The 19,810-nt window shown below is 59.4% G+C and carries 28 protein-coding genes; 20 read left to right on the forward strand and 8 right to left on the reverse strand.

All coding sequences use genetic code 11. The features are described 5' to 3' along the window. Positions 1 to 7 precede the first annotated feature (7 nt). The 15 genes from rplX (at position 8) to rplQ (ending at position 8,967) form a co-directional block, all read left to right on the forward strand. Positions 8 to 316 carry a 50S ribosomal protein L24 gene (gene rplX, locus AB8B33_RS06285; RefSeq protein WP_037106636.1) on the forward strand — a complete coding sequence of 103 codons (309 nt, stop codon included), beginning with the start codon at positions 8 to 10 and terminating at the stop codon, positions 314 to 316. Continuing rightward, entirely contained in the window at positions 309 to 866 is a 558-nt protein-coding gene (rplE, locus tag AB8B33_RS06290; RefSeq protein ID WP_007812878.1) for a 50S ribosomal protein L5, read from the forward strand. Before rplX ends, rplE begins: the two co-directional genes overlap by 8 nt. Before the next feature lie 32 nt (positions 867 to 898). Further along, positions 899 to 1,204 (forward strand): 30S ribosomal protein S14, encoded by a 306-nt coding sequence (rpsN, locus tag AB8B33_RS06295; protein WP_007812880.1) that lies wholly within the window; start codon positions 899 to 901, stop codon positions 1,202 to 1,204. Between the two features lie 12 nt (positions 1,205 to 1,216). After that, entirely contained in the window at positions 1,217 to 1,615 is a 399-nt protein-coding gene (gene rpsH, locus AB8B33_RS06300) for a 30S ribosomal protein S8 (RefSeq protein ID WP_004674934.1), read from the forward strand. Between the two features lie 41 nt (positions 1,616 to 1,656). Then, positions 1,657 to 2,190 carry a 50S ribosomal protein L6 gene (rplF, locus tag AB8B33_RS06305; RefSeq protein ID WP_439014701.1) on the forward strand — a complete coding sequence of 178 codons (534 nt, stop codon included), beginning with the start codon at positions 1,657 to 1,659 and terminating at the stop codon, positions 2,188 to 2,190. 12 nt (positions 2,191 to 2,202) lie between these two features. Next, positions 2,203 to 2,565 (forward strand): 50S ribosomal protein L18, encoded by a 363-nt coding sequence (gene rplR / locus AB8B33_RS06310; RefSeq protein ID WP_113297886.1) that lies wholly within the window; start codon positions 2,203 to 2,205, stop codon positions 2,563 to 2,565. Positions 2,566 to 2,695: 130 nt separating this feature from the next. After that, positions 2,696 to 3,265, forward strand: a complete 570-nt coding sequence (gene rpsE / locus AB8B33_RS06315; protein ID WP_007812885.1) for a 30S ribosomal protein S5 — start codon at positions 2,696 to 2,698, stop codon at positions 3,263 to 3,265. A 13-nt stretch (positions 3,266 to 3,278) separates the two neighbouring features. Further along, positions 3,279 to 3,488: a 50S ribosomal protein L30 gene (gene rpmD, locus AB8B33_RS06320; protein ID WP_007812887.1), complete on the forward strand. Its 210-nt coding sequence runs from the start codon at positions 3,279 to 3,281 to the stop codon at positions 3,486 to 3,488. 16 nt (positions 3,489 to 3,504) lie between these two features. Next, positions 3,505 to 3,978, forward strand: a complete 474-nt coding sequence (rplO, locus tag AB8B33_RS06325) for a 50S ribosomal protein L15 (RefSeq protein WP_113324621.1) — start codon at positions 3,505 to 3,507, stop codon at positions 3,976 to 3,978. A gap of 235 nt (positions 3,979 to 4,213) precedes the next feature. After that, entirely contained in the window at positions 4,214 to 5,554 is a 1,341-nt protein-coding gene (secY, locus tag AB8B33_RS06330) for a preprotein translocase subunit SecY (RefSeq protein WP_439014702.1), read from the forward strand. Next, positions 5,551 to 6,201, forward strand: a complete 651-nt coding sequence (locus AB8B33_RS06335; protein WP_113324623.1) for an adenylate kinase — start codon at positions 5,551 to 5,553, stop codon at positions 6,199 to 6,201. Before secY ends, AB8B33_RS06335 begins: the two co-directional genes overlap by 4 nt. 219 nt (positions 6,202 to 6,420) lie before the next feature. Continuing rightward, entirely contained in the window at positions 6,421 to 6,789 is a 369-nt protein-coding gene (gene rpsM / locus AB8B33_RS06340) for a 30S ribosomal protein S13 (protein WP_439014703.1), read from the forward strand. Between the two features lie 133 nt (positions 6,790 to 6,922). Next, a complete protein-coding gene (gene rpsK, locus AB8B33_RS06345; RefSeq protein WP_003547577.1) occupies positions 6,923 to 7,312 on the forward strand; it encodes a 30S ribosomal protein S11 in 390 nt (129 codons plus the stop codon). Positions 7,313 to 7,409: 97 nt separating this feature from the next. Then, a complete protein-coding gene (locus AB8B33_RS06350; protein ID WP_007812895.1) occupies positions 7,410 to 8,420 on the forward strand; it encodes a DNA-directed RNA polymerase subunit alpha in 1,011 nt (336 codons plus the stop codon). Positions 8,421 to 8,544: 124 nt separating this feature from the next. After that, on the forward strand, positions 8,545 to 8,967 hold the full coding sequence (gene rplQ / locus AB8B33_RS06355; protein ID WP_007812897.1) for a 50S ribosomal protein L17: 423 nt from the start codon (positions 8,545 to 8,547) through the stop codon (positions 8,965 to 8,967). A 76-nt stretch (positions 8,968 to 9,043) separates the two neighbouring features. On the opposite strand, the gene AB8B33_RS06360 is transcribed toward rplQ, so the two are convergent. Both AB8B33_RS06360 and AB8B33_RS06365 read right to left on the reverse strand, forming a co-directional pair. Further along, on the reverse strand, positions 9,044 to 9,427 hold the full coding sequence (locus AB8B33_RS06360; protein WP_439014704.1) for a VOC family protein: 384 nt from the start codon (positions 9,425 to 9,427) through the stop codon (positions 9,044 to 9,046). A gap of 96 nt (positions 9,428 to 9,523) precedes the next feature. Then, positions 9,524 to 10,393: a DUF817 domain-containing protein gene (locus tag AB8B33_RS06365; RefSeq protein WP_439014705.1), complete on the reverse strand. Its 870-nt coding sequence runs from the start codon at positions 10,391 to 10,393 to the stop codon at positions 9,524 to 9,526. A gap of 169 nt (positions 10,394 to 10,562) precedes the next feature. Between AB8B33_RS06365 and AB8B33_RS06370 the strand changes: the two genes are divergently transcribed. Beyond that, positions 10,563 to 10,961, forward strand: a complete 399-nt coding sequence (locus tag AB8B33_RS06370; protein WP_439014706.1) for a DUF2809 domain-containing protein — start codon at positions 10,563 to 10,565, stop codon at positions 10,959 to 10,961. A gap of 7 nt (positions 10,962 to 10,968) precedes the next feature. On the opposite strand, the gene msrQ is transcribed toward AB8B33_RS06370, so the two are convergent. Both msrQ and msrP read right to left on the reverse strand, forming a co-directional pair. Next, positions 10,969 to 11,637 (reverse strand): protein-methionine-sulfoxide reductase heme-binding subunit MsrQ, encoded by a 669-nt coding sequence (msrQ, locus tag AB8B33_RS06375; protein WP_439014707.1) that lies wholly within the window; start codon positions 11,635 to 11,637, stop codon positions 10,969 to 10,971. After that, on the reverse strand, positions 11,637 to 12,584 hold the full coding sequence (gene msrP, locus AB8B33_RS06380; RefSeq protein WP_113324628.1) for a protein-methionine-sulfoxide reductase catalytic subunit MsrP: 948 nt from the start codon (positions 12,582 to 12,584) through the stop codon (positions 11,637 to 11,639). Before msrP ends, msrQ begins: the two co-directional genes overlap by 1 nt. 321 nt (positions 12,585 to 12,905) lie before the next feature. Between msrP and ilvD the strand changes: the two genes are divergently transcribed. Next, positions 12,906 to 14,744 carry a dihydroxy-acid dehydratase gene (ilvD, locus tag AB8B33_RS06385; RefSeq protein WP_439014708.1) on the forward strand — a complete coding sequence of 613 codons (1,839 nt, stop codon included), beginning with the start codon at positions 12,906 to 12,908 and terminating at the stop codon, positions 14,742 to 14,744. A 58-nt stretch (positions 14,745 to 14,802) separates the two neighbouring features. Here ilvD and AB8B33_RS06390 read toward each other — a convergent pair whose 3' ends face one another. Then, on the reverse strand, positions 14,803 to 15,207 hold the full coding sequence (locus AB8B33_RS06390) for a GFA family protein (RefSeq protein ID WP_113324630.1): 405 nt from the start codon (positions 15,205 to 15,207) through the stop codon (positions 14,803 to 14,805). A 75-nt stretch (positions 15,208 to 15,282) separates the two neighbouring features. Between AB8B33_RS06390 and AB8B33_RS06395 the strand changes: the two genes are divergently transcribed. Next, positions 15,283 to 15,744, forward strand: a complete 462-nt coding sequence (locus tag AB8B33_RS06395; RefSeq protein ID WP_439014709.1) for a MarR family winged helix-turn-helix transcriptional regulator — start codon at positions 15,283 to 15,285, stop codon at positions 15,742 to 15,744. Between the two features lie 4 nt (positions 15,745 to 15,748). On the opposite strand, the gene AB8B33_RS06400 is transcribed toward AB8B33_RS06395, so the two are convergent. Further along, positions 15,749 to 16,099, reverse strand: coding sequence for a lysozyme inhibitor LprI family protein (locus tag AB8B33_RS06400; RefSeq protein WP_439014710.1), 351 nt, complete (start codon positions 16,097 to 16,099; stop codon positions 15,749 to 15,751). 279 nt (positions 16,100 to 16,378) lie between these two features. Between AB8B33_RS06400 and AB8B33_RS06405 the strand changes: the two genes are divergently transcribed. Together AB8B33_RS06405 and AB8B33_RS06410 are read left to right on the forward strand one after the other, a co-directional pair. Then, positions 16,379 to 17,779 carry a DegQ family serine endoprotease gene (locus AB8B33_RS06405; RefSeq protein ID WP_439014711.1) on the forward strand — a complete coding sequence of 467 codons (1,401 nt, stop codon included), beginning with the start codon at positions 16,379 to 16,381 and terminating at the stop codon, positions 17,777 to 17,779. Then, on the forward strand, positions 17,776 to 19,092 hold the full coding sequence (locus tag AB8B33_RS06410; protein ID WP_439014712.1) for a replication-associated recombination protein A: 1,317 nt from the start codon (positions 17,776 to 17,778) through the stop codon (positions 19,090 to 19,092). Before AB8B33_RS06405 ends, AB8B33_RS06410 begins: the two co-directional genes overlap by 4 nt. 18 nt (positions 19,093 to 19,110) lie before the next feature. Here the strand turns inward: AB8B33_RS06410 and AB8B33_RS06415 are convergent, their stop codons facing one another. Continuing rightward, a complete protein-coding gene (locus tag AB8B33_RS06415) occupies positions 19,111 to 19,413 on the reverse strand; it encodes a DUF1883 domain-containing protein (RefSeq protein WP_113324635.1) in 303 nt (100 codons plus the stop codon). Positions 19,414 to 19,537: 124 nt separating this feature from the next. Beyond that, positions 19,538 to 19,801, reverse strand: a complete 264-nt coding sequence (locus AB8B33_RS06420) for a hypothetical protein (RefSeq protein WP_037106596.1) — start codon at positions 19,799 to 19,801, stop codon at positions 19,538 to 19,540. Positions 19,802 to 19,810 lie beyond the last annotated feature (9 nt).

The raw sequence follows: 19,810 nt of genomic DNA on the forward strand, positions 1-19,810 counted from the left end.
GGGAACGATGCAGAAGATTCGTAAGGGCGACAAGGTCGTCATGCTCGCAGGCAAGGACAAGGGCCGCACTGGCGAAGTCATCCAGGTCCTGCCGAAGGAAGATCGCGCCGTGGTTCGCGGCGTTAACGTCGTAAAGCGCCACCAGCGTCAGACGCAGACCCAGGAAGCCGGGATCATTTCCAAGGAAGCTTCGGTCCACCTGTCCAACGTCGCCATCGTCGACAAGGACGGCAAGCCGACCCGCGTCGGCTTCAAGGTTGTTGACGGCAAGAAGGTCCGCGTGGCTAAGCGTTCGGGAGAAGTGATCGATGGCTGAGGCAAAGTACGAGCCGCGGCTCAAGAAGGAATATGTCGAGCGGATCCGTAAGGCGATGCAGGAGAAGTTCTCCTACGCCAACGAGATGATGATCCCGAAGCTCGACAAGATCGTTATCAACATGGGTGTGGGCGAAGCCACGGCTGACTCTAAGAAGCCGACCGTTGCTGCTGCCGACCTGGCTGCCATCGCTGGCCAGAAGCCGGTCATCACCCGCGCACGTAACTCTATCGCTGGCTTCAAGGTCCGCGAAAACATGCCGATCGGCGCGAAGGTCACCCTGCGCGGCGCCCGCATGTACGAGTTCCTGGATCGCCTGGTCAACATCGCGCTTCCGCGCGTTCGCGACTTCCGCGGCCTGAACCCGAAGAGCTTTGACGGCCGTGGCAACTTCGCCATGGGCATCAAGGAGCACATTGTGTTCCCAGAAATCAACTACGACAAGGTTGATCAGATGTGGGGCATGGACATCATCGTTTGCACGACGGCAACGACCGACGACGAAGCTCGGGCGCTCCTCACGGAGTTCAGCTTCCCGTTCCGTCAGTAACCGTAACGACGAGCGTAGAAAAGGAACCTGACATGGCGAAGACAAGCGCAGTTGAAAAGAACAAGCGCCGCCGTAATACGGTCGCAAACCAGGCCGGCAAGCGTGCTGCCCTGAAGGCGATCATCATGAACCAGGCTCTTCCGATCGAAGAGCGGTTCAAGGCCTCGATCAAGCTGGCATCCCTGCCGCGTGACGGATCGAAGACCCGCATTCGCAACCGTTGCGAAGTGTCCGGTCGTCCGCGCGCTTATTACCGTAAACTGCGTATGTCGCGTATCGCGCTGCGCGAACTGGGCAATCTCGGCAAGGTGCCGGGCATCGTCAAGTCGAGCTGGTAAGGAGCAGGTTAGATGACAATGACTGATCCGTTGGGCGATATGCTCACCCGTATCCGCAACGGCGCTTCGCGTCGCAAGTCGTCGGTTTCGACGCCTGCTTCCAAGCTCCGTGCACGTGTTCTCGATGTCCTCCAGTCCGAAGGCTACATCCGTGGCTACTCCGTCGTCGATTTCGGCAACGGCAAGTCCGAACTGAACATCGAACTGAAGTACTATGAAGGCGCATCGGTGATCCGTGAGATCGGCCGTGTGTCCAAGCCGGGCCGCCGGGTTTATGTCTCGGTCAAGTCCATTCCGCAGGTCGCGAACGGCCTCGGCATCACCATCCTTTCGACCCCGAAGGGCGTGATGGCCGATCACCAGGCTCGCGAACAGAACGTTGGTGGCGAGGTTCTCTGCTCTGTCTTCTAAGACAGCGCAGGGTCTCCATAGCGAACAGACAGGATTGAAACATGTCTCGTATCGGTAAGAAGCCCGTTCAGGTACCTGCTGGGATCACGGCTACGGTCGATGGCCAGAAGGTTACTGCTAAGGGCCCGAAGGGCGAGCTGTTTTTCGTCGCAAACGACGAAATCAGCCTCAAGCTCGAAAACAATGCGGTCGTCGTAACGCCGCTGTCCCAGACGAAGGAAGCTCGTTCGAAGTGGGGCATGTCCCGCACGATGATCGAAAACATCTTCAAGGGCGTTAAGGACGGCTTCGAGCGCAAGCTCGAAATCAACGGCGTTGGTTACCGTGCCTCCCTGCAGGGCAAGAACCTGCAGCTGGCGCTCGGTTTCAGCCACGACGTGGTCTATGAACCGCCGCAGGGCATCACGATCGCTGTGCCGAAGCCGACGGAAATCGTCGTTACCGGCATCAACAAGCAGCAGGTCGGCCAGGTCGCCGCCGAGATCCGCGAATACCGCGGTCCGGAGCCCTACAAGGGCAAGGGCGTCAAGTATGCCGACGAGCGGATTGTCCGCAAAGAAGGCAAGAAGAAGTAAGGATCACGCGAAATGGCTAGCAGGAAAGAAGCACTTGCACGTCGTGCCAACCGCGTGCGCCGTCATCTCAAGTCGGTGGCCAATGGCCGTCCGCGCCTGTCGGTTCATCGCTCGTCGAAGAACATTTACGCTCAGGTTATCGACGATGTTGCCGGCAAGACCCTCGCCGCTGCATCGACCCTCGACAAGGATCTGCGCGGTTCTCTGAAGACCGGTGCTGACACAGCAGCAGCTGCCCTCGTTGGCAAGCTCGTCGCTGAGCGCGCCTCCAAGGCAGGTGTCACTGAGGTCGTATTCGATCGTGGCGCCTTCATCTATCACGGCCGCATCAAGGCCCTGGCAGATGCAGCCCGCGAAAGCGGTCTGACCTTCTAATCAGTTTCCGGCCGAAGGCTCTCGAGCCTCGGCCGGATTTCACCGGGCCGCAAACCGTTCCCTTGGGGAAGACGATGCGGTCCTCATTTTGTTTGCCGATTGCACCCGGAAAAGAAAAAGGAAGAGGACAATGGCACAGGAAAGAAGGCCGCAGCGGGAAGACCGCCAGAGCCGCGAAGAGCGCGATAGCGAATTCGTCGACAAGCTTGTCGCGATCAACCGCGTCGCCAAGGTCGTCAAGGGCGGCCGTCGTTTTGGTTTCGCAGCACTCGTCGTCGTCGGCGACCAGAAGGGCCGCGTAGGCTTCGGCCATGGCAAGGCACGCGAAGTGCCGGAAGCCATCCGCAAGGCAACCGAAGCAGCCAAGCGCGAACTGATCTTCGTACCGCTGCGTGACGGCCGTACGCTGCATCACGACGTTCATGGCCGTCATGGCGCCGGCAAGGTTCTGCTGCGCTCGGCCAAGGTCGGTACCGGTATCATCGCCGGCGGTCCGATGCGCGCCGTTTTCGAAACGCTCGGCGTTCACGACGTCGTCGCCAAGTCGACCGGTTCGTCGAACCCCTACAACATGGTTCGCGCTACCTTCGACGCTCTGAAGCACCAGGTTCACCCGAAGGACATCGCAGCTCAGCGCGGCATCAAGTATGCTACGCTCCAGGCTCGCCGTGCCGCTTCTGGCAACGCCTCTGAAGAATAAGAGGAGCTGACCAATGGCCAAGGCTACCAAGAAGGCTGAAGCGAAGACTGTTACGATCGAACAGATCGGCAGCCCGATTCGCCGTCCGGACGTCCAGCAGCGCACGCTGATCGGTCTCGGACTGAACAAGATGCACCGTCGCCGCACTCTGGAGGACACTCCGGCCGTTCGTGGCATGATCCGTGCAGTCCAGCATCTCGTTCGCGTCGTCGACGAGAAGTGAGTCCGGAGTAACGCTCATGAAACTCAATGAAATTAAAGATAACGAAGGCTCTACCCATAGCCGCAAGCGTCTTGGCCGTGGTATCGGCTCGGGCTCCGGCAAGACCGGTGGTCGTGGTGTAAAGGGTCAGAAGTCCCGTTCGGGCGTTGCCATCAACGGCTTCGAAGGCGGTCAGATGCCCATCTACCGTCGCCTGCCGAAGCGCGGCTTCAACAACATCTTCGCAGCCGACTATGTCGTCGTATCGCTGGCACGCATCCAGGCTGCCATCGACGCCGGCAAGCTCGACGCGAAGGCGACCATTGATGCGGCTGCTCTGAAGGCTGCCGGCGTCATCCGTCGCGCCAAGGACGGCGTTCGCGTTCTTGCCGATGGCGAGCTCAAGGCCAAGATCACCCTCGAAGTTGCAGGCGCTTCCAAGCCTGCCGTCGAGAAGATCGAAAAGGCTGGCGGCACGGCAACGCTTCTTTCTGCCGCAGCGGCAGAATAATAAACTGATGATATATCGCCCGGGGTGCTTCACACCGGGCGATTTTGCTCCCATATGTGAGCCTCACAAAAACCTACTTGGACGCATCCGCGTCGAGACGGTAAGACTGAAAACGAGGGTGAGGCATAGGGTTGCGCCAGCGATCCGTCCGAAGCCCGGTTTTTAAAAGAAATTCATACTGATTCCGGTGCCGGCCGACTCGAGAGCGCCCGGAATTGGTAGCGCGGAGAAACGCATGGCTTCTGCAGCGGAACAACTGGCTTCAAACCTCAATTTTTCGACCTTCGCCAAAGCCGAGGATCTTAAGAAGCGCCTGTGGTTCACACTGGCAGCTCTCCTCGTCTACCGGTTGGGTACGCATATTCCGCTTCCGGGCCTCAATCCACAGGCATACGCCCAGGCCTTCCAGGGCCAGGCTGGCGGCATTCTCGGCCTCTTCAACATGTTCTCGGGCGGCGCCGTACAGCGCATGGCGATCTTCGCGCTCGGCATCATGCCCTACATCTCCGCTTCGATCATCGTGCAGCTCATGACCTCGGTTGTGCCGGCGCTCGAAAACCTGAAGAAGGAAGGTGAGCAGGGCCGCAAGATCATCAACCAGTACACCCGCTACGGCACTGTCATCCTCGGCGCGCTTCAGGCCTACGGTATTGCCGTTGGTCTCGAGAGCGGCAACGGCCTCGTCGTCGATCCGGGCTGGTTCTTCAAGATTTCCACCGTTCTGACGCTGCTCGGCGGTACCATGTTCCTGATGTGGCTCGGTGAGCAGATCACCTCGCGCGGCATCGGCAACGGCATTTCGCTGATCATCTTCGCAGGCATTGCCGCTGGTCTTCCGACCGCTCTTGCCGGCACGTTGGAGCTCGGCCGTACTGGCGCGCTGTCGACGAGCCTCATTCTGCTCGTCATCGTCGTCGCGATCGCGGTCATCGCCGTGATCGTCTTCGTCGAGCGTGCGCAGCGCCGTCTGCTGATCCAGTATCCGAAGCGCCAGGTCGGCAACCGCATGTTCCAGGGTGATACCTCGCACCTGCCGCTGAAGTTGAACACTTCGGGCGTCATCCCGGCTATCTTTGCATCTTCGCTGCTGCTTCTGCCGGCGACGCTCGCGGGCTTTGCCAGCACGACGGCGATGCCCGCCTGGGCGACCTCCATCGTTGCAGCGCTTGGCCACGGCCAGCCGCTTTACATGGTGCTCTATGCTGCCCTCATCGCCTTCTTTGCCTTTTTCTACACGGCCATCGTCTTCAATCCGAAGGACACGGCCGATAACCTGAAGAAGCATGGCGGCTTTGTCCCGGGCATCCGCCCGGGTGATCGCACTGCCGAATATATCGACTACGTGCTGACCCGTATCACGGTGATCGGCGCTATCTATCTCGTCTTCGTCTGCATCCTGCCTGAGATTCTGGTGTCGCAAACCGGCATCCCATTATCCCTTGGTGGGACTTCGCTTTTGATCGTGGTTAGCGTAACTCTTGATACGGTGGCACAGATCCAGGGCCATCTGATCGCACAGCAGTACGAAGGCCTGATCAAGAAATCGAAGCTGCGTGGAGGAAAGAGGGGGCGATGAGACTTATACTTTTGGGGCCGCCGGGCGCGGGTAAGGGGACCCAGGCCCAGCGGATCGTGGAAAAGCATGGCATTCCGCAGCTTTCCACGGGTGACATGCTGCGCGCCGCCGTTCAGGCTGGTACTGAAGTCGGCAAGCGTGCCAAGGCTGTCATGGACGCCGGAAACCTGGTCTCGGACGAGATTGTCAATGCCATCGTCTCCGAACGAATCGATCAGCCCGATTGCGCCAACGGTTTCATCCTCGACGGCTTCCCGCGCACGCTCGTGCAGGCAGATGCCACAGAGGCAATGCTGAAGGCCAAGGGTCTCGATCTCTCGGTCGTCATCGAATTCCGTGTCGACGACAAGGAACTGGTCCGCCGCGTGGCAGGCCGTTACTCCTGCGCCGAGTGCGGCACCGTCTATCACGACTCGGACAAGGTCCCGGTTAAGGAAGGCGTCTGCGACAAGTGCGGTTCGACCCACTTCAAGCGTCGTCCCGACGACAATGCCGAGACCATGACCAAGCGTCTCGAGGTCTATTACAAGGAAACCTCGCCGCTGATCGGCTACTATTATGCCAAAGGCAAACTGAAGTCCGTGGATGGCATGGCCGAAATCGATCAGGTTACCACCGAGATCGAACGCATTCTTTCCAAGCTTTAAAGCTTTGAAAATAAACTTCGCGGGAGCGGTTGCTTTTTTGCACTGATTCCGCTAAACCGCGCCAACTCGCGACATTCCCTGCGATCGGCGCGGATTTCCCGAAGGAAATCCGGGTTCGATCGTTTTGTGATGTTACGAACCCGAATTTAATCGAGCGGCCTTTGGCTGCATAACGAAGCCCTATTGCCGGATGGCAACTGGAATGCAAGGAGAACAGGCGTGGCACGTATCGCTGGCGTCAACATCCCGACTGCAAAGCGCGTCGTCATCGCGCTGACCTACATTCACGGGATTGGATCGAAATTCGCGCAGGAAATCGTCGAGAAGGTCGGTATTCCGGCTGATCGCCGCGTTCATCAGCTCACGGACGCTGAAGTCCTTCAGATCCGCGAAACCATTGACCGTGACTATCACGTCGAAGGTGATCTTCGTCGCGAAACCTCGATGAACATCAAGCGTCTGATGGACCTCGGCTGCTACCGCGGCCTGCGTCACCGTCGTGGCCTTCCAGTCCGCGGTCAGCGCACGCACACCAATGCCCGCACCCGCAAGGGTCCGGCAAAGGCGATCGCTGGTAAGAAGAAGTAATTTCCGGGAAACCGGAGTGGGGAGGCTGGCGGTCTGCGCCGGCCTCTTTTGAGTTTGGAGCGGGGTCATATAGGCGCCGTTCCGGTGTAGCCGCTGGGATTACGGCGGTGAAGAGATCAACGAAAGGAATACCATGGCTAAGGAAGCCGTCCGCGTTCGCCGTCGCGAGCGCAAGAACATCTCGTCGGGTGTCGCTCACGTCAACTCGACCTTCAACAACACGATGATCACCATCACCGACGCGCAGGGCAATGCGATTGCTTGGTCGTCTGCTGGCGCTAAGGGCTTCAAGGGCTCACGCAAGTCGACCCCGTTCGCTGCCCAGATCGCTGCCGAAGACTGCGCCAAGAAGGCTCAGGAACATGGCATGAAGTCGCTGGAAGTCGAAGTCTGCGGCCCGGGTTCCGGCCGTGAATCGGCTCTGCGCGCGCTCCAGGCTGCCGGTTTCATGATCACGTCCATCCGCGACGTGACCCCGATCCCGCACAATGGCTGCCGTCCGCGCAAGAAGCGCCGCGTCTGATCATCGCTATCGTCACTGGTGAGCGCCTCGGCGCTCCCGGTGGTTTTCAAGCTCGGTTGCCACGATTGGATAGTGGCAACGAACGGAAGGCAAAATTATGATTCAGAAGAACTGGCAGGAATTGATCAAGCCGAACAAGGTGGAGTTCTCTTCGAGCTCGCGCACCAAGGCGACTCTCGTTGCAGAGCCGCTTGAGCGCGGTTTCGGCCTCACCCTCGGCAACGCGCTGCGCCGCGTTCTGCTCTCCTCTCTGCGCGGTGCCGCTGTTACGGCCGTGCAGATCGACGGCGTGCTGCATGAATTCTCCTCGATCCCGGGCGTTCGCGAGGACGTTACGGACATCGTGCTCAACATCAAGGAAATCGCCATCAAGATGGATGGCGACGATGCCAAACGCATGGTCGTGCGCAAGCAGGGTCCGGGTGTTGTAACGGCTGGCGACATCCAGACGGTCGGCGATATCGAAATCCTCAACCCCGAGCATGTCATCTGCACGCTCGACGAGGGTGCCGAGATCCGCATGGAGTTCACCGTCAACAACGGCAAGGGCTACGTTCCGGCTGAGCGCAATCGTGCGGAAGATGCTCCGATCGGCCTCATCCCGGTGGACAGCCTCTATTCGCCGGTCAAGAAAGTGTCCTACAAGGTTGAAAACACCCGCGAAGGACAGGTTCTCGACTACGACAAGCTGACCATGTCCATCGAAACCGATGGCTCTATTTCCGGCGAAGATGCCGTCGCTTTCGCGGCTCGCATCCTGCAGGACCAGCTTGGCGTCTTCGTCAACTTCGACGAACCGCAGAAGGAAACCGAAGAAGAGGCAGTCACCGAACTGGCCTTCAACCCGGCGCTCCTCAAGAAGGTGGACGAGCTCGAACTGTCCGTTCGTTCGGCAAACTGCCTGAAGAACGACAATATCGTCTACATCGGCGACCTCATTCAGAAGACCGAAGCAGAAATGCTCCGCACCCCGAACTTTGGTCGCAAGTCGCTCAACGAAATCAAGGAAGTTCTCGCTTCCATGGGCCTGCACCTCGGCATGGAAGTGCCTGCATGGCCGCCCGAGAACATCGAAGATCTCGCCAAGCGTTACGAAGACCAGTATTAAGAAACAAAAAGGCAGGCTTTTTACGGCTGCCTTTCCCCGTCAAACAGCAGGCCTATCGCCTGCATGTGCCAGGAAACGGCAGGCCCGGTTAGCGTAAGGGCACCTGCATTAAAGGAGAATAGCAATGCGCCATGGTAAAGCCGGCCGCAAGCTGAATAGAACTGCAAGCCACCGCAAGGCGATGTTCGCCAACATGGCGGCTTCGCTCATCACCCACGAGCAGATCGTCACGACCCTGCCGAAGGCCAAGGAAATCCGTCCGATCGTCGAGAAGCTCGTCACCCTCGGCAAGCGCGGCGACCTGCACGCTCGTCGTCAGGCGATTTCGCAGATCAAGGATGCTGTCGTCGTCAACAAGCTGTTCGACACGATCGCCTCGCGTTACGCAACCCGCAACGGCGGCTACCTGCGTATCATGAAGGCTGGCTTCCGCCAGGGCGACAACGCTGCTCTTGCTGTCATCGAATTCGTTGACCGCGACACCTATGCAAAGGGCGCAGCCGACAAGGCTCGCGTCGCTGCTGAAGAGCAGTCTGTCGCTGCCTAAGATTTTCCGGTTACGGAAACAGGAAAGCCGGGCTTTGCCCGGCTTTTTTCGTTTGGGCGTTTGAGCTCGCTTCTGTTCAAGCTTTGTTGAGCGGCTGATTGATCATGGCTTCGATATTGTAGCCATCGGGATCGAGAATAAAGCAGGCAGAGTAATCGGGCGCGTAATCCGGGCGCGGGCCAGGTGCGCCATTGTCCCGCGCGCCGGCTGCTAGAGCGCTTTGATAGAACGCATCGACGTCAGCCCTGTTCTTGGCTCGAAAAGCGACGTGGATGCGTGTCAGAGGCGGAGCGCTATCGGCCTGCTGGATTTCGAACAGGCAACCATTGCCGATATCGAAGGCCCAGAACACGTTCTCCTTCCCGAAGGACAATGTGTATCCCAAGGGTGCGAAGGCTCTCTCGTAAAAGAGCCTGCTCTTTGTGAGATCGCTTACAGCGACGGTGATATGGTCAATCAAGCTTGGCGCTCCTTATGAGCACATAGGGATGGCGAAATAAAAGCCGGCCCGGCGTTCGCTCCACACATGTCCTGGTTCTCTGCCCGTTTCGGAAATTCATTCAGGCACGTGGATCTTGTGTTTGATATGCTTGAGGTTTGCAACGATCGTAAAGGTCATGATCACCAGCAGGCACCACGAACTCCACTTGCCGATATGCACGGTCGACCACGCGCCGATCTGGTTTGGATAGCGCCAAACGCCGAAGAAGGTGCTGATATTCTCCGCAAGCCAGATGAAGAAGCCGATCAGGACGAAGGCGAGAAGCAGGGGCATCTTGCGGTCTTGATCATAGGGCCTGAAGATGACTGTGGTGCGCGCATAAAGACCGAGCGTGCAGGCGGCGATATACCAGCGATAATCGCCGATATAGTGGTGGGTGAAGAAGTTGGCGTAGATCGCCAATGCCGTGAGCCCGGCCATCCAGTAGGATGGATGGTGTCTTACACGCAGATCAAACAGGCGCCAGGCCTGGATGACATAGCTGCCGACGGCCGCGTACATGAAGCCGGAAAACAGCGGGACGCCGAAGAGCTTCGTATAGGCGAAATCCGGATAGCTCCAGGATTGGATACTGCCGGACGTCTTGAAGACCTCCAATGCAAAACCGACCACATGGAAGACGGAAATCGCCTTCAACTCATCGATGGTCTCGAGTTTTGCCCAGACCATCCAGGCCTGGATCGCAAGAGCGATAATCAGCAGCAGATCGTAGCGCGGGATACCGATAAGGCCTGCACGCGGCACCAGAAAAACCGATAGAAAAAACAGACCCGCGAAGAGGCATGCCCGCGCTTCCTTGACTCCGAAATAGAAGAATTCGACGACGAAGCGTTCGATGCCATTGCGCGGAAGATCGGCCGGTCGGTCGATCAGATGCCTGTCCAGTAGAGGGAGCAATCCTTGAAGTGCGGCAACTTTCGGCATGTTCTTGCGAGTGATCCCGAGACTCGTTTCGAAGCAGTAGGAAGCTATCAGGCTCGGCTAGGCCAGGACAGCACCAGCTTGATAATTTGCTGCATCGCAATTAGGCGTTCAAATCAGTTGAGATCATGGTGGTCGATTGCAATTGAGCGGAGCGATTCAAGGCAGGCAGTTGCAGCGCCTCGCAGCCCTATTCCTGATCATCATTTCGGGCCTGCTGCTCAGGCGCTTCGGCTACTCCGTCGATCTGCCCTTCGTCGTCGTCAAATATGGTGGTTCGCTGCTTTGGGGATCGATGGTGTATTTCCTGCTGGCATTTGCTGTTGGAGGCCTTAGTACAAGAATTCGGCCTGCAGGAATTGCCACCATCGCACTCGCTGTCGCCATATGCGTCGAGCTCTTCCGGCTCTACCACACCCCCTGGCTCGATGCCTTCAGATTGACGACCGCAGGCGCCTTGCTGCTAGGGCGGGTATTCTCGCTCTGGAATATTGTCGCATACGCTTTCGGAATAGCGGCCGCTTATGCGCTTGATCCGGCGCGTAGGCAATCATCGCCTTCGAGGCCCTAACGCGGCGTTACGAAGCCGATGAAACCACGGCGCGGCCGCCACGTGCTCGTCCTTGCCCTTGCCCCTTCTTCCGGCTCCGCCCGATCGGCTTGTAGGAGCGATAGAGGATCAGCGCGATGATCAAGCCGACATAAATATACTGTTCGAGGTCGAGGATCTTCGTGGACAGTGCAAAGTGCAGCGCGGCACAGGCACCGATGATGTAGATGAGGCGATGCAACCAGATCCAGTTCTTGCCGAGGCGGCGGATCGAGAAATTATTGGATGTGACGGCGAGCGGCACCAGCATCGCCAGTGCGCCCATGCCGAACATGATGAAGGGGCGCTTCACCACATCGTTGATGACGGCCGCGATATCCAGCGCCTGATCGAGCACCATGTAGACGGTGAAATGCATCAGCGCGTAGTAGAAGGTCAGAAGGCCGAGCGCGCGGCGATAACGCAGATAGTTCCAGCCAAGGAGATCGCGGGCAGGGGTGACGGCAAGCGTCAGGATCAGGAAACGGATCGTCCAGATGCCGAGAAAGAGCTCGAATGTCTTCACCGGATCGGCACCGAGTTGATCTGTCGCGCCGAGATAGAAATACCAGGCGGCGGGCACGAGCCCGACGACATAGAGCAGCCAGACGGACGCCGGCTGCCAGCGCTTCGGAATGGCGAGCGAAAACGCCGTCATCAGAAATTGACCCTCAGATCCATGCCGTCATAAAGGCTGGCAACTTGGTCGGCATAGCCGTTGAAGGGCAGGGTGGGGTGGCGGTTGGCGCCGAAGAAACCGCTTTCGCCGATGCGCCGCTCGGTCGCCTGGCTCCAGCGCGGATGGTCGACTGCAGGATTGACGTTGGCATAAAAGCCGTATTCCTGCGGGTTTGTCACCTGCCAGGTATTCTTCGGCTGCTGATCGGTGAGCGTTATGCGTACGATCGACTTGATGCCCTTGAAACCATACTTCCATGGCACGACGAGGCGCACCGGCGCGCCATTCTGGTTCGGCAGCGTTTCGCCATAGAGCCCGACGGCGAGCAGCGTCAGCGGATGGCGTGCCTCGTCCATGCGCAGGCCCTCGACATAGGGCCAGTTCAGCGACTGGAAGAGGCCGGCCTGGCCGGGCATCTCTTCGGGGCGCACAACGGTCTCGAAGGCGACATATTTGGCGCTGCCCTGCGGCTCCACCTTGTCGAGAAGTGAAGCAAGCGGAAAGCCGTTCCACGGAATGACCATCGACCAGGCTTCCACGCAGCGCATGCGATAGACGCGCTCCTCGATCGGGAACTCCTTCATCAGCGCCTCGATATCGAAGGTGCCGGGCTTGTTGACCATGCCGTCGACCTTGATCGTCCAGGGCAGCGGCTTGAACTTGCCGGAAAGTGCTGCGGGATCACCCTTGTCGAGGCCGAATTCGTAGAAGTTATTGTAGGTGGTCACGTCCTTGATCGGCGTCAGCTTCTCATCGACCGTGTACTTGCTCTTGACGGTCGTCAGTGCTGCCGCACTCGCCTTGCCAGCGCCGTAGAGCGCGATCGCGCCAAACGTCGCAGCGCCGAGAAATTCCCGGCGCTTCAGGTAAATCTCGCGCGGCGTGATTTCCGAGGAGCGGATTTTGGGCGGACGATAGGCTGGCATATCGAATTCCTCCTGGGCGGGGCGGCCCGTGTGAATCTTTAGACGCAGATAGCGCGCTTTGGGTCAGTGTGTATGCCTTGAATCTTAGAGACGAAAAGCCAATTTTTTGTGTTCGCCCGTGATGGAATAGACCGTAACAAATGTGCCCTAGTATCCGTATATGCCTGATGGTGCCGCCCGTACCGCTTTGGGCATTCCCGGTAGTGACAGCTTGGGCCGATTGGATTAGGACAATTCCAAAGAGCAGCGACTGCCCGGCCTTCGCAAATCCTTTGCCGCCCCGCATCGCCAGACAATTCCTGGATATTGAGGAAGACACCGATGCCAGCTTATCGTTCCAGAACCACGACCCACGGCCGCAACATGGCGGGCGCGCGCGGCCTTTGGCGCGCCACGGGCATGAAGGATTCGGATTTCGGCAAGCCGATCATCGCTGTAGTGAACTCCTTCACGCAATTCGTCCCCGGCCACGTTCACCTCAAGGATCTCGGCCAGCTTGTCGCCCGCGAAATCGAAGCGGCGGGCGGCGTTGCCAAGGAATTCAACACGATCGCCGTTGATGATGGTATCGCCATGGGTCATGACGGCATGCTCTATTCGCTGCCCTCGCGCGAGCTGATCGCCGATAGCGTCGAATACATGGTCAATGCCCACTGCGCCGACGCCATGGTCTGCATTTCCAATTGCGACAAGATCACCCCCGGCATGCTGATGGCCTCGCTGCGCCTCAACATACCCACAGTCTTCGTATCCGGCGGCCCGATGGAGGCTGGCAAGGTCGTCCTGCATGGCAAGACCCATGCGCTCGACCTCGTCGATGCCATGGTCGCTGCTGCCGACGACAAGATCTCCGATGAAGACGTCAAGATCATCGAGCGTTCGGCCTGTCCGACCTGCGGTTCATGCTCCGGTATGTTTACCGCAAACTCCATGAACTGCCTGACGGAAGCACTGGGCCTGTCGCTGCCCGGCAACGGCTCGACGCTTGCAACGCACGCCGACCGCAAGCGGCTCTTCGTTGAGGCCGGCCACCTGATCGTCGATCTCGCTCGCCGTTATTACGAGCAGGAGGATGAGAAGACCCTGCCGCGCGTGATTGCCTCGAAGCAGGCTTTCGAGAATGCCATGGCGCTTGATATCGCCATGGGCGGCTCTACCAACACCGTTCTGCACATTCTGGCGGCTGCGCATGAAGGCGAGGTGGACTTCACCATGGCCGACATCGACGCGCTGTCGCGCCGCGTTCCCTGCCTTTCCAAGGTTGCGCCGGCCAAGTCCGACGTTCACATGGAAGACGTTCACCGCGCCGGCGGCATCATGTCGATCCTGGGCGAGCTCGATAAGGGTGGCCTCCTCAATCGCGACTGCCCTACGGTTCATGCCGAGACGCTGGGCGATGCGATCGATCGCTGGGACATTACCCGCACCAACAGCGAGACCGTCCGCAAATTCTATCGCGCGGCTCCCGGCGGCATCCCGACACAGGTCGCCTTCAGCCAGGAGGCCCGTTGGGACGATCTCGATACCGACCGCGTCGGCGGCGTCATCCGCTCGGTCGAGCATCCGTTCTCCAAGGATGGTGGCCTCGCAGTTCTCAAGGGCAATCTGGCGGTCGACGGCTGCATCGTGAAGACGGCCGGCGTCGATGAATCGATCCTGAAGTTCTCCGGCCCGGCCAAGGTCTTCGAAAGCCAGGATGCCGCCGTCAAGGGCATTCTGGGCAACGAGGTCGTTGCCGGTGATGTCGTCGTCATCCGCTACGAAGGTCCGAAGGGCGGCCCCGGCATGCAGGAAATGCTCTATCCGACGAGCTACCTGAAGTCGAAGGGTCTCGGCAAGGCCTGCGCGCTGATCACCGACGGCCGCTTCTCCGGCGGCACCTCCGGTCTCTCTATCGGCCACGCTTCACCGGAAGCTGCTAACGGTGGCGTCATCGGTCTCGTGCGCCAGGGCGACATGATCGACATCGATATCCCGAACCGGACGATCAGCCTGCGTGTCAGCGATGCGGAACTTGCCACCCGCCGCGCCGAGCAGGATCAGAAGGGCTGGCATCCGTCCGAGCCGCGCAAGCGCAACGTCTCGACCGCGCTCAAGGCCTATGCGGCCTTCGCAACCAGCGCTGATCGCGGCGCTGTACGTGATCTGAACGCGCGATAAGCCGATTTATTGTGGATTAGGTAGAGCCCCTGATTGCAAATCAGGGGCTTTTTCTTTTTCACAGATGTCGTGTCTCTGCCGGTACGGTCCACCAGCTGTTATTCCTGCCATCGAAATACTGCACCGGCGCCTCGGCAAGCTCGGCGGGATCGAGATCGTCAAGGCAGGCGAGATTGATCGAGACATAAGCGCCGCCCATTGCCTCGATGTAACCGTCGCCATATGCAGGTACCCCACAATTGGCGCAGAAGCGATGATGGCCCGAAAAGGTTCCGAACTGATAATCGCTGATGCCTGTTTCCTCGCACAACAGGCGGAAATCCTCTGGCTTGATGTTCGTGCCCCAGTAGCGGAGCTTCCAGCAGATCGAGCAATTGCACTTTCCCGTCCCGGCCTGAATGTCGATATCGGCCTCGTAGCGGATCCGGCCGCAATGGCAGCTTCCGTGATAGGTCTTCTTCATATGCTCCTCCTTGCGAGTTGCTGCATCATATGACAACATATTGTCATTATTAACACATGACAATATGTTGTCAAGATGACGAGAAAACGTACGCCTGATGGCGATGCCTTTGCCGCCCTCTCCATCGCCGTGATCCGCCTTTCCGCCCACTTGCAGGCTGAAGGCGACGCGCTTGCCAAACCTGCCGGCCAGACCAGCGCGCGCTGGCAGGTGCTTGCTGCTGCCGACCACGCGCCGATGTCGGTTGCCGATACGGCGCGTGCGCTCGGTCTTGCCCGCCAGGGCGTGCAGCGGATCGCCGATCTTCTTGAAGGAGAGGGGCTGATTACCTACCGGGCCAACCCGATCCACCAGCGTGCCAAGCTGATGGAACTGACCGAGGCGGGGAGGAGGGCGCTTGCCGACATCTCCGGCCGCCAGGCTGTCTGGGCAGACGAACATGGCGCTACCTATGGCGAGGAACGTCTGCGCCAGGCCGCAAGCCTCATCAACGAGATGATTGCCGATTTCCAGGGCGGCCGGGGAGATCAAGACTGAACCCTTAGAGGGGCCGATTGATGTTCTTGTAGGTCTCGCCGAGCTGCTTCAACCGTTCCTGATAGGCAGCACCAATGCAGGCAGCATCCGCGCCACAGGCCTGCCGCTTCTTCAGCCACGCGGTCTGCTCGTCCTGCAGCGTACCGCGCGCGCCCATGGCCAGCAGTCCCGACAGCAGCTCGAAGGTCGTCACCATCTTCACATCAGCGTCGTTGAGAGACCGGTTCTCACAGATCACCTTCTCATCTGGCTGCAGCTCCTTTGCATCGCAGTTGAAGCTCGCTGCCTGCGCGCCTTGTGGTGCAAACGTGAGAAGCGTGGCGCAGGCTGCTGCTAATAGGATGGTGGTCTTCATGGTCTCTCCTGCTGCAAGGACACTCTGTTTCGGTCTCACGGCAAAGATGATACAGGTCCGTTTTATGGCAAGGATCAAACCCGTCCGCCGGCTTTGAGGACGTTGTCCCTGCGCGGTGACTATGTCCTGCTTTTGAGCTTAGATATCAGTAACCTGCTTGATTTTCCTGATTCAAATTCCCAAATCCGCGATGCCTCGATCTTCCATGCTTCCGCCCTCTTTCCTTTCTAGCGTCGGGCGCTACAACATTTTTCTTGAGAGCATTTCAAAAGGATTCCCATGCAAGGCCTGTTTAAACACGCCTCCGTTTCTCTTCTGGCATTCACGCTCCTGCTGCCGGCGGTCGCCGAAGCGCAGACCAAGACCGTGCCGGAAAGCCAGATGCAGATGCAGCTTTCCTTCGCGCCGCTGGTCAAACAGACCTCGGGTGCCGTGGTGAATGTCTATGCCGAAAAGACCGTCCAGCGTCAGTCGCCCTTTGCCGGCGACCCCTTCTTCGAACAGTTCTTCGGCCAACAGATGCCGAACCGTTCCGAGAAGCAGTCTTCGCTTGGCTCCGGCGTCATCGTCGAAGCGAACGGCACCGTGGTGACCAACAATCACGTCGTCGAGGGCGCCGATGATATCAAGGTGGCGCTGTCCGACGGCCGCGAATTCCCTTGCAAGGTGGTTCTGCGTGACGACCGCGTCGATCTCGCGGTGTTGAAGATCGACAGCAAGGCGGATTTCCCGACACTGCCGATCGGCAATTCCGATGCGGTGGAAGTAGGCGATCTCGTGCTGGCGATTGGCAATCCCTTCGGCGTCGGCCAGACCGTCACCAGCGGCATCGTTTCGGCGCTTGCCCGCAATCAGGTGGTCAAGAACGAGTTCGGCTTTTTCATCCAGACGGATGCCTCGATCAATCCCGGCAATTCCGGCGGCGCGCTGATGAACATGAAGGGTGAGTTGATTGGCATCAACACGGCGATCTTCTCGCGCGGCGGCGGCTCGAACGGTATCGGCTTTGCCATTCCAGCCAATCTCGTCAAGGTCTTCCTGACCTCGGCCGATTCCGGCGTCAAATCCTTCGAGCGGCCCTATATCGGTGCGAGCTTCGATCCGGTGACCTCTGAGGTCGCCGATGCGCTCGGCCTCGACAAGGCGCGCGGTGCACTGATCGCCAAGGTCACGGCGGATAGCCCGGCAGCCAAGGCCGGCCTCAAGGCGGGCGAGGTCATCACCGCCGTCGATGGCGTCTCTGTCGAACATCCGGATGCGCTTCTCTATCGATTGACGACGGCCGGCCTCGGCAGGTCGGTCAACCTGACGGTCATGGAGAACGGGCGCGAGCAGCAGATAACGCTTGCCCTTGCCCGCGCGCCGGAAACCCAGCCTCGCGATCAGCGCACGATCGGCGGACGCACGCCCTTTACCGGTGCGGTCGTGGAAAACCTTTCGCCGCGTGTGGCCGATGAACTGAGGATGCCGCTCGATTCGGCGGGTGTGGTTATCTCCGATGTCGAGGGCGGGTCTCCTGCTTCCCGACTCGGCTTCGAGCCGAAGGATATCATCGTTTCCATCAATGGGGCCGAAGTGAAAACCAGCCGCGACCTGCAGGAGATCGCCGATTCCGATCCCAGCCTCTGGCGGGTCGAGATCGAACGCGATGGTCAGCGCATCAGGCAGTTCTTCCGATGAGTGACGATCTCTTCGCGCCGCGTGTTCCGGAAGAGGTCGCCAGCCGGCGGCCGCTTGCCGATCGCCTGCGGCCGAAGACACTTGGCGACGTCACCGGTCAGGAACATCTGACCGGTGAGGATGGCGTTCTGCGCCGGATGATCGAGAGCGGCTCTCTTGGCTCCATGATCTTCTGGGGGCCGCCAGGAACCGGTAAGACGACGGTCGCGCGGCTGCTGTCGGGCGAGGCGGGTCTGGCGTTCGAACAGATCTCGGCGATCTTCTCCGGCGTTGCCGATCTCAAGAAGGTGTTCGAGGCCGCCCGCATGCGCCGCATGGATGGCCGCCAGACGCTGCTCTTCGTCGACGAGATCCATCGCTTCAACCGCGCCCAGCAGGACAGTTTCCTGCCGGTCATGGAGGATGGCACAGTCATCCTCGTCGGCGCGACGACGGAAAACCCGTCCTTCGAGCTCAACGCCGCTCTTCTGTCGCGCGCCCGGGTGCTGACCTTCAAGTCGCATGACGAAGAGAGCCTCGAGGAATTGCTGAAACGTGCCGAGACGGTCGAGGGCAGGCTACTGCCGTTGACCGAGGACGCACGCGCCAGCCTGATCCGCATGGCTGATGGCGATGGCCGCGCGGTGCTGACGCTGGCTGAAGAAGTCTGGCGCGCCGCTCGCGAGGGCGAGACCTTCGATACCGAAGGCCTGACGCGCATCGTCCAACGCCGGGCGCCTGTCTACGACAAGGCGCAGGACGGCCATTACAATCTGATCTCGGCGCTTCACAAGTCGGTCCGCGGCTCCGATCCCGATGCCGCCCTCTACTACCTTGCACGTATGTTCGATGCCGGCGAGGATCCGCTCTATCTCGGCCGGCGGCTGGTGCGCATGGCGGTGGAAGATATCGGCCTTGCCGATCCGCAGGCGCTGGTAATCTGCAACGCTGCCAAAGATGCCTATGACTATCTCGGTTCGCCGGAAGGCGAGCTGGCGTTCGCGCAAGCTTGCGTCTATCTCGCGACCGCCCCGAAATCCAATGCCGTCTATACCGCCTTCAAGGCGGCGACGATGGCCGCCAAGCAGAATGGCTCGCTCCTGCCGCCGAAGCATATCCTCAACGCGCCGACGAAGCTGATGAAGGGCGAGGGATATGGCGATGGTTACCGCTACGACCACGATGAGCCGGATGCATTCTCAGGCCAGGATTATTTTCCCGAAAAGATGGGCCGCCAGACTTTTTACGATCCGCCGGAACGCGGTTTCGAACGCGAGATCCGCAAACGGCTGGACTGGTGGGCAAAACTTCGCAAGGAGCGCAATCCGCGCTGAGATCAGGCAGCGCTAATGTCAGGCGCGCTTCTGTGCGGCCGGAGCGGTGATCAGCTTGACGGAAGAATCCGCCAGCCCGTGATGGCCTTCCATATCGACGACGATATGCCAGTGGCCGCTCTCGGGGATGGCGAGCCTGACCGGCGACTTGCGCGCGATACCGCCGATATATTTGAAATCGAGCACTTCGGTGAACCGCTGGAAGTTCGGAGCCGTCATCAGCCGCACATTGTTCACGGCGCTCAGAGACACCTCGACGATCGTTCCGGCGCGCTGTTCCTTGATATCGTAATGGGTGAAGCGGAAGTTCGGTTTCGGCATTGGTCTCGCGGCACATATAGTCTCTGCAAGCGGGACTCTATCAGGATGGCAGTTAAGGAAAAGTTGGAAATCCTGGGCCTGGTGCCGCTCCTGCTGTTTCAAAATGGCAGGAACGGCACAGTATTTAGTGGATATTGCCGGTGTTACGCGCAAGAGGTGCAAAATCGAGCACTATGCCCGTTGCGGCGCGGCAGATCTCATCGGGATTGTGGTTGCACTCTTCCGCGGCGAAATGAAGGGCCGCGGCTTCATTGATGAAGAGACCGCCGACGAGCCCCTCCCGATCCTGGACGATCCAGCGGCCGCCCTTGTCGCGACCGACGGTGAAGCGAGCCGGACGAGGAGTGAGAGGAGCCGAAATCTGCCGGCGTTGCTGTGCATTTGCCATTGTCGTGAT

The sequence above is a fragment of the Rhizobium sp. 768_B6_N1_8 genome, assembly GCF_051811225.1.
Taxonomy (GTDB): domain Bacteria; phylum Pseudomonadota; class Alphaproteobacteria; order Rhizobiales; family Rhizobiaceae; genus Rhizobium.

What these genes read in the sequence shown, in the direction of transcription:
- rplO (WP_113324621.1), top strand. Translation starts at nt 3,505, where the DNA reads ATGAAACTCAATGAAATTAAAGATAACGAAGGCTCTACCCATAGCCGC.
- rpsN (WP_007812880.1), top strand. Translation starts at nt 899, where the DNA reads ATGGCGAAGACAAGCGCAGTTGAAAAGAACAAGCGCCGCCGTAATACG.
- AB8B33_RS06390 (WP_113324630.1), bottom strand. Translation starts at nt 15,207, where the DNA reads ATGAAGAAGACCTATCACGGAAGCTGCCATTGCGGCCGGATCCGCTAC.
- rplE (WP_007812878.1), top strand. Translation starts at nt 309, where the DNA reads ATGGCTGAGGCAAAGTACGAGCCGCGGCTCAAGAAGGAATATGTCGAG.
- AB8B33_RS06420 (WP_037106596.1), bottom strand. Translation starts at nt 19,801, where the DNA reads ATGGCAAATGCACAGCAACGCCGGCAGATTTCGGCTCCTCTCACTCCT.
- rpsK (WP_003547577.1), top strand. Translation starts at nt 6,923, where the DNA reads ATGGCTAAGGAAGCCGTCCGCGTTCGCCGTCGCGAGCGCAAGAACATC.
- AB8B33_RS06410 (WP_439014712.1), top strand. Translation starts at nt 17,776, where the DNA reads ATGAGTGACGATCTCTTCGCGCCGCGTGTTCCGGAAGAGGTCGCCAGC.
- ilvD (WP_439014708.1), top strand. Translation starts at nt 12,906, where the DNA reads ATGCCAGCTTATCGTTCCAGAACCACGACCCACGGCCGCAACATGGCG.
- AB8B33_RS06335 (WP_113324623.1), top strand. Translation starts at nt 5,551, where the DNA reads ATGAGACTTATACTTTTGGGGCCGCCGGGCGCGGGTAAGGGGACCCAG.
- rplQ (WP_007812897.1), top strand. Translation starts at nt 8,545, where the DNA reads ATGCGCCATGGTAAAGCCGGCCGCAAGCTGAATAGAACTGCAAGCCAC.
- rpsE (WP_007812885.1), top strand. Translation starts at nt 2,696, where the DNA reads ATGGCACAGGAAAGAAGGCCGCAGCGGGAAGACCGCCAGAGCCGCGAA.
- AB8B33_RS06365 (WP_439014705.1), bottom strand. Translation starts at nt 10,393, where the DNA reads ATGCCGAAAGTTGCCGCACTTCAAGGATTGCTCCCTCTACTGGACAGG.
- rplF (WP_439014701.1), top strand. Translation starts at nt 1,657, where the DNA reads ATGTCTCGTATCGGTAAGAAGCCCGTTCAGGTACCTGCTGGGATCACG.
- AB8B33_RS06415 (WP_113324635.1), bottom strand. Translation starts at nt 19,413, where the DNA reads ATGCCGAAACCGAACTTCCGCTTCACCCATTACGATATCAAGGAACAG.
- msrP (WP_113324628.1), bottom strand. Translation starts at nt 12,584, where the DNA reads ATGCCAGCCTATCGTCCGCCCAAAATCCGCTCCTCGGAAATCACGCCG.
- AB8B33_RS06350 (WP_007812895.1), top strand. Translation starts at nt 7,410, where the DNA reads ATGATTCAGAAGAACTGGCAGGAATTGATCAAGCCGAACAAGGTGGAG.
- rpsH (WP_004674934.1), top strand. Translation starts at nt 1,217, where the DNA reads ATGACAATGACTGATCCGTTGGGCGATATGCTCACCCGTATCCGCAAC.
- AB8B33_RS06400 (WP_439014710.1), bottom strand. Translation starts at nt 16,099, where the DNA reads ATGAAGACCACCATCCTATTAGCAGCAGCCTGCGCCACGCTTCTCACG.
- AB8B33_RS06405 (WP_439014711.1), top strand. Translation starts at nt 16,379, where the DNA reads ATGCAAGGCCTGTTTAAACACGCCTCCGTTTCTCTTCTGGCATTCACG.
- rpmD (WP_007812887.1), top strand. Translation starts at nt 3,279, where the DNA reads ATGGCCAAGGCTACCAAGAAGGCTGAAGCGAAGACTGTTACGATCGAA.
- msrQ (WP_439014707.1), bottom strand. Translation starts at nt 11,637, where the DNA reads ATGACGGCGTTTTCGCTCGCCATTCCGAAGCGCTGGCAGCCGGCGTCC.
- secY (WP_439014702.1), top strand. Translation starts at nt 4,214, where the DNA reads ATGGCTTCTGCAGCGGAACAACTGGCTTCAAACCTCAATTTTTCGACC.
- rplR (WP_113297886.1), top strand. Translation starts at nt 2,203, where the DNA reads ATGGCTAGCAGGAAAGAAGCACTTGCACGTCGTGCCAACCGCGTGCGC.
- rplX (WP_037106636.1), top strand. Translation starts at nt 8, where the DNA reads ATGCAGAAGATTCGTAAGGGCGACAAGGTCGTCATGCTCGCAGGCAAG.
- AB8B33_RS06395 (WP_439014709.1), top strand. Translation starts at nt 15,283, where the DNA reads ATGACGAGAAAACGTACGCCTGATGGCGATGCCTTTGCCGCCCTCTCC.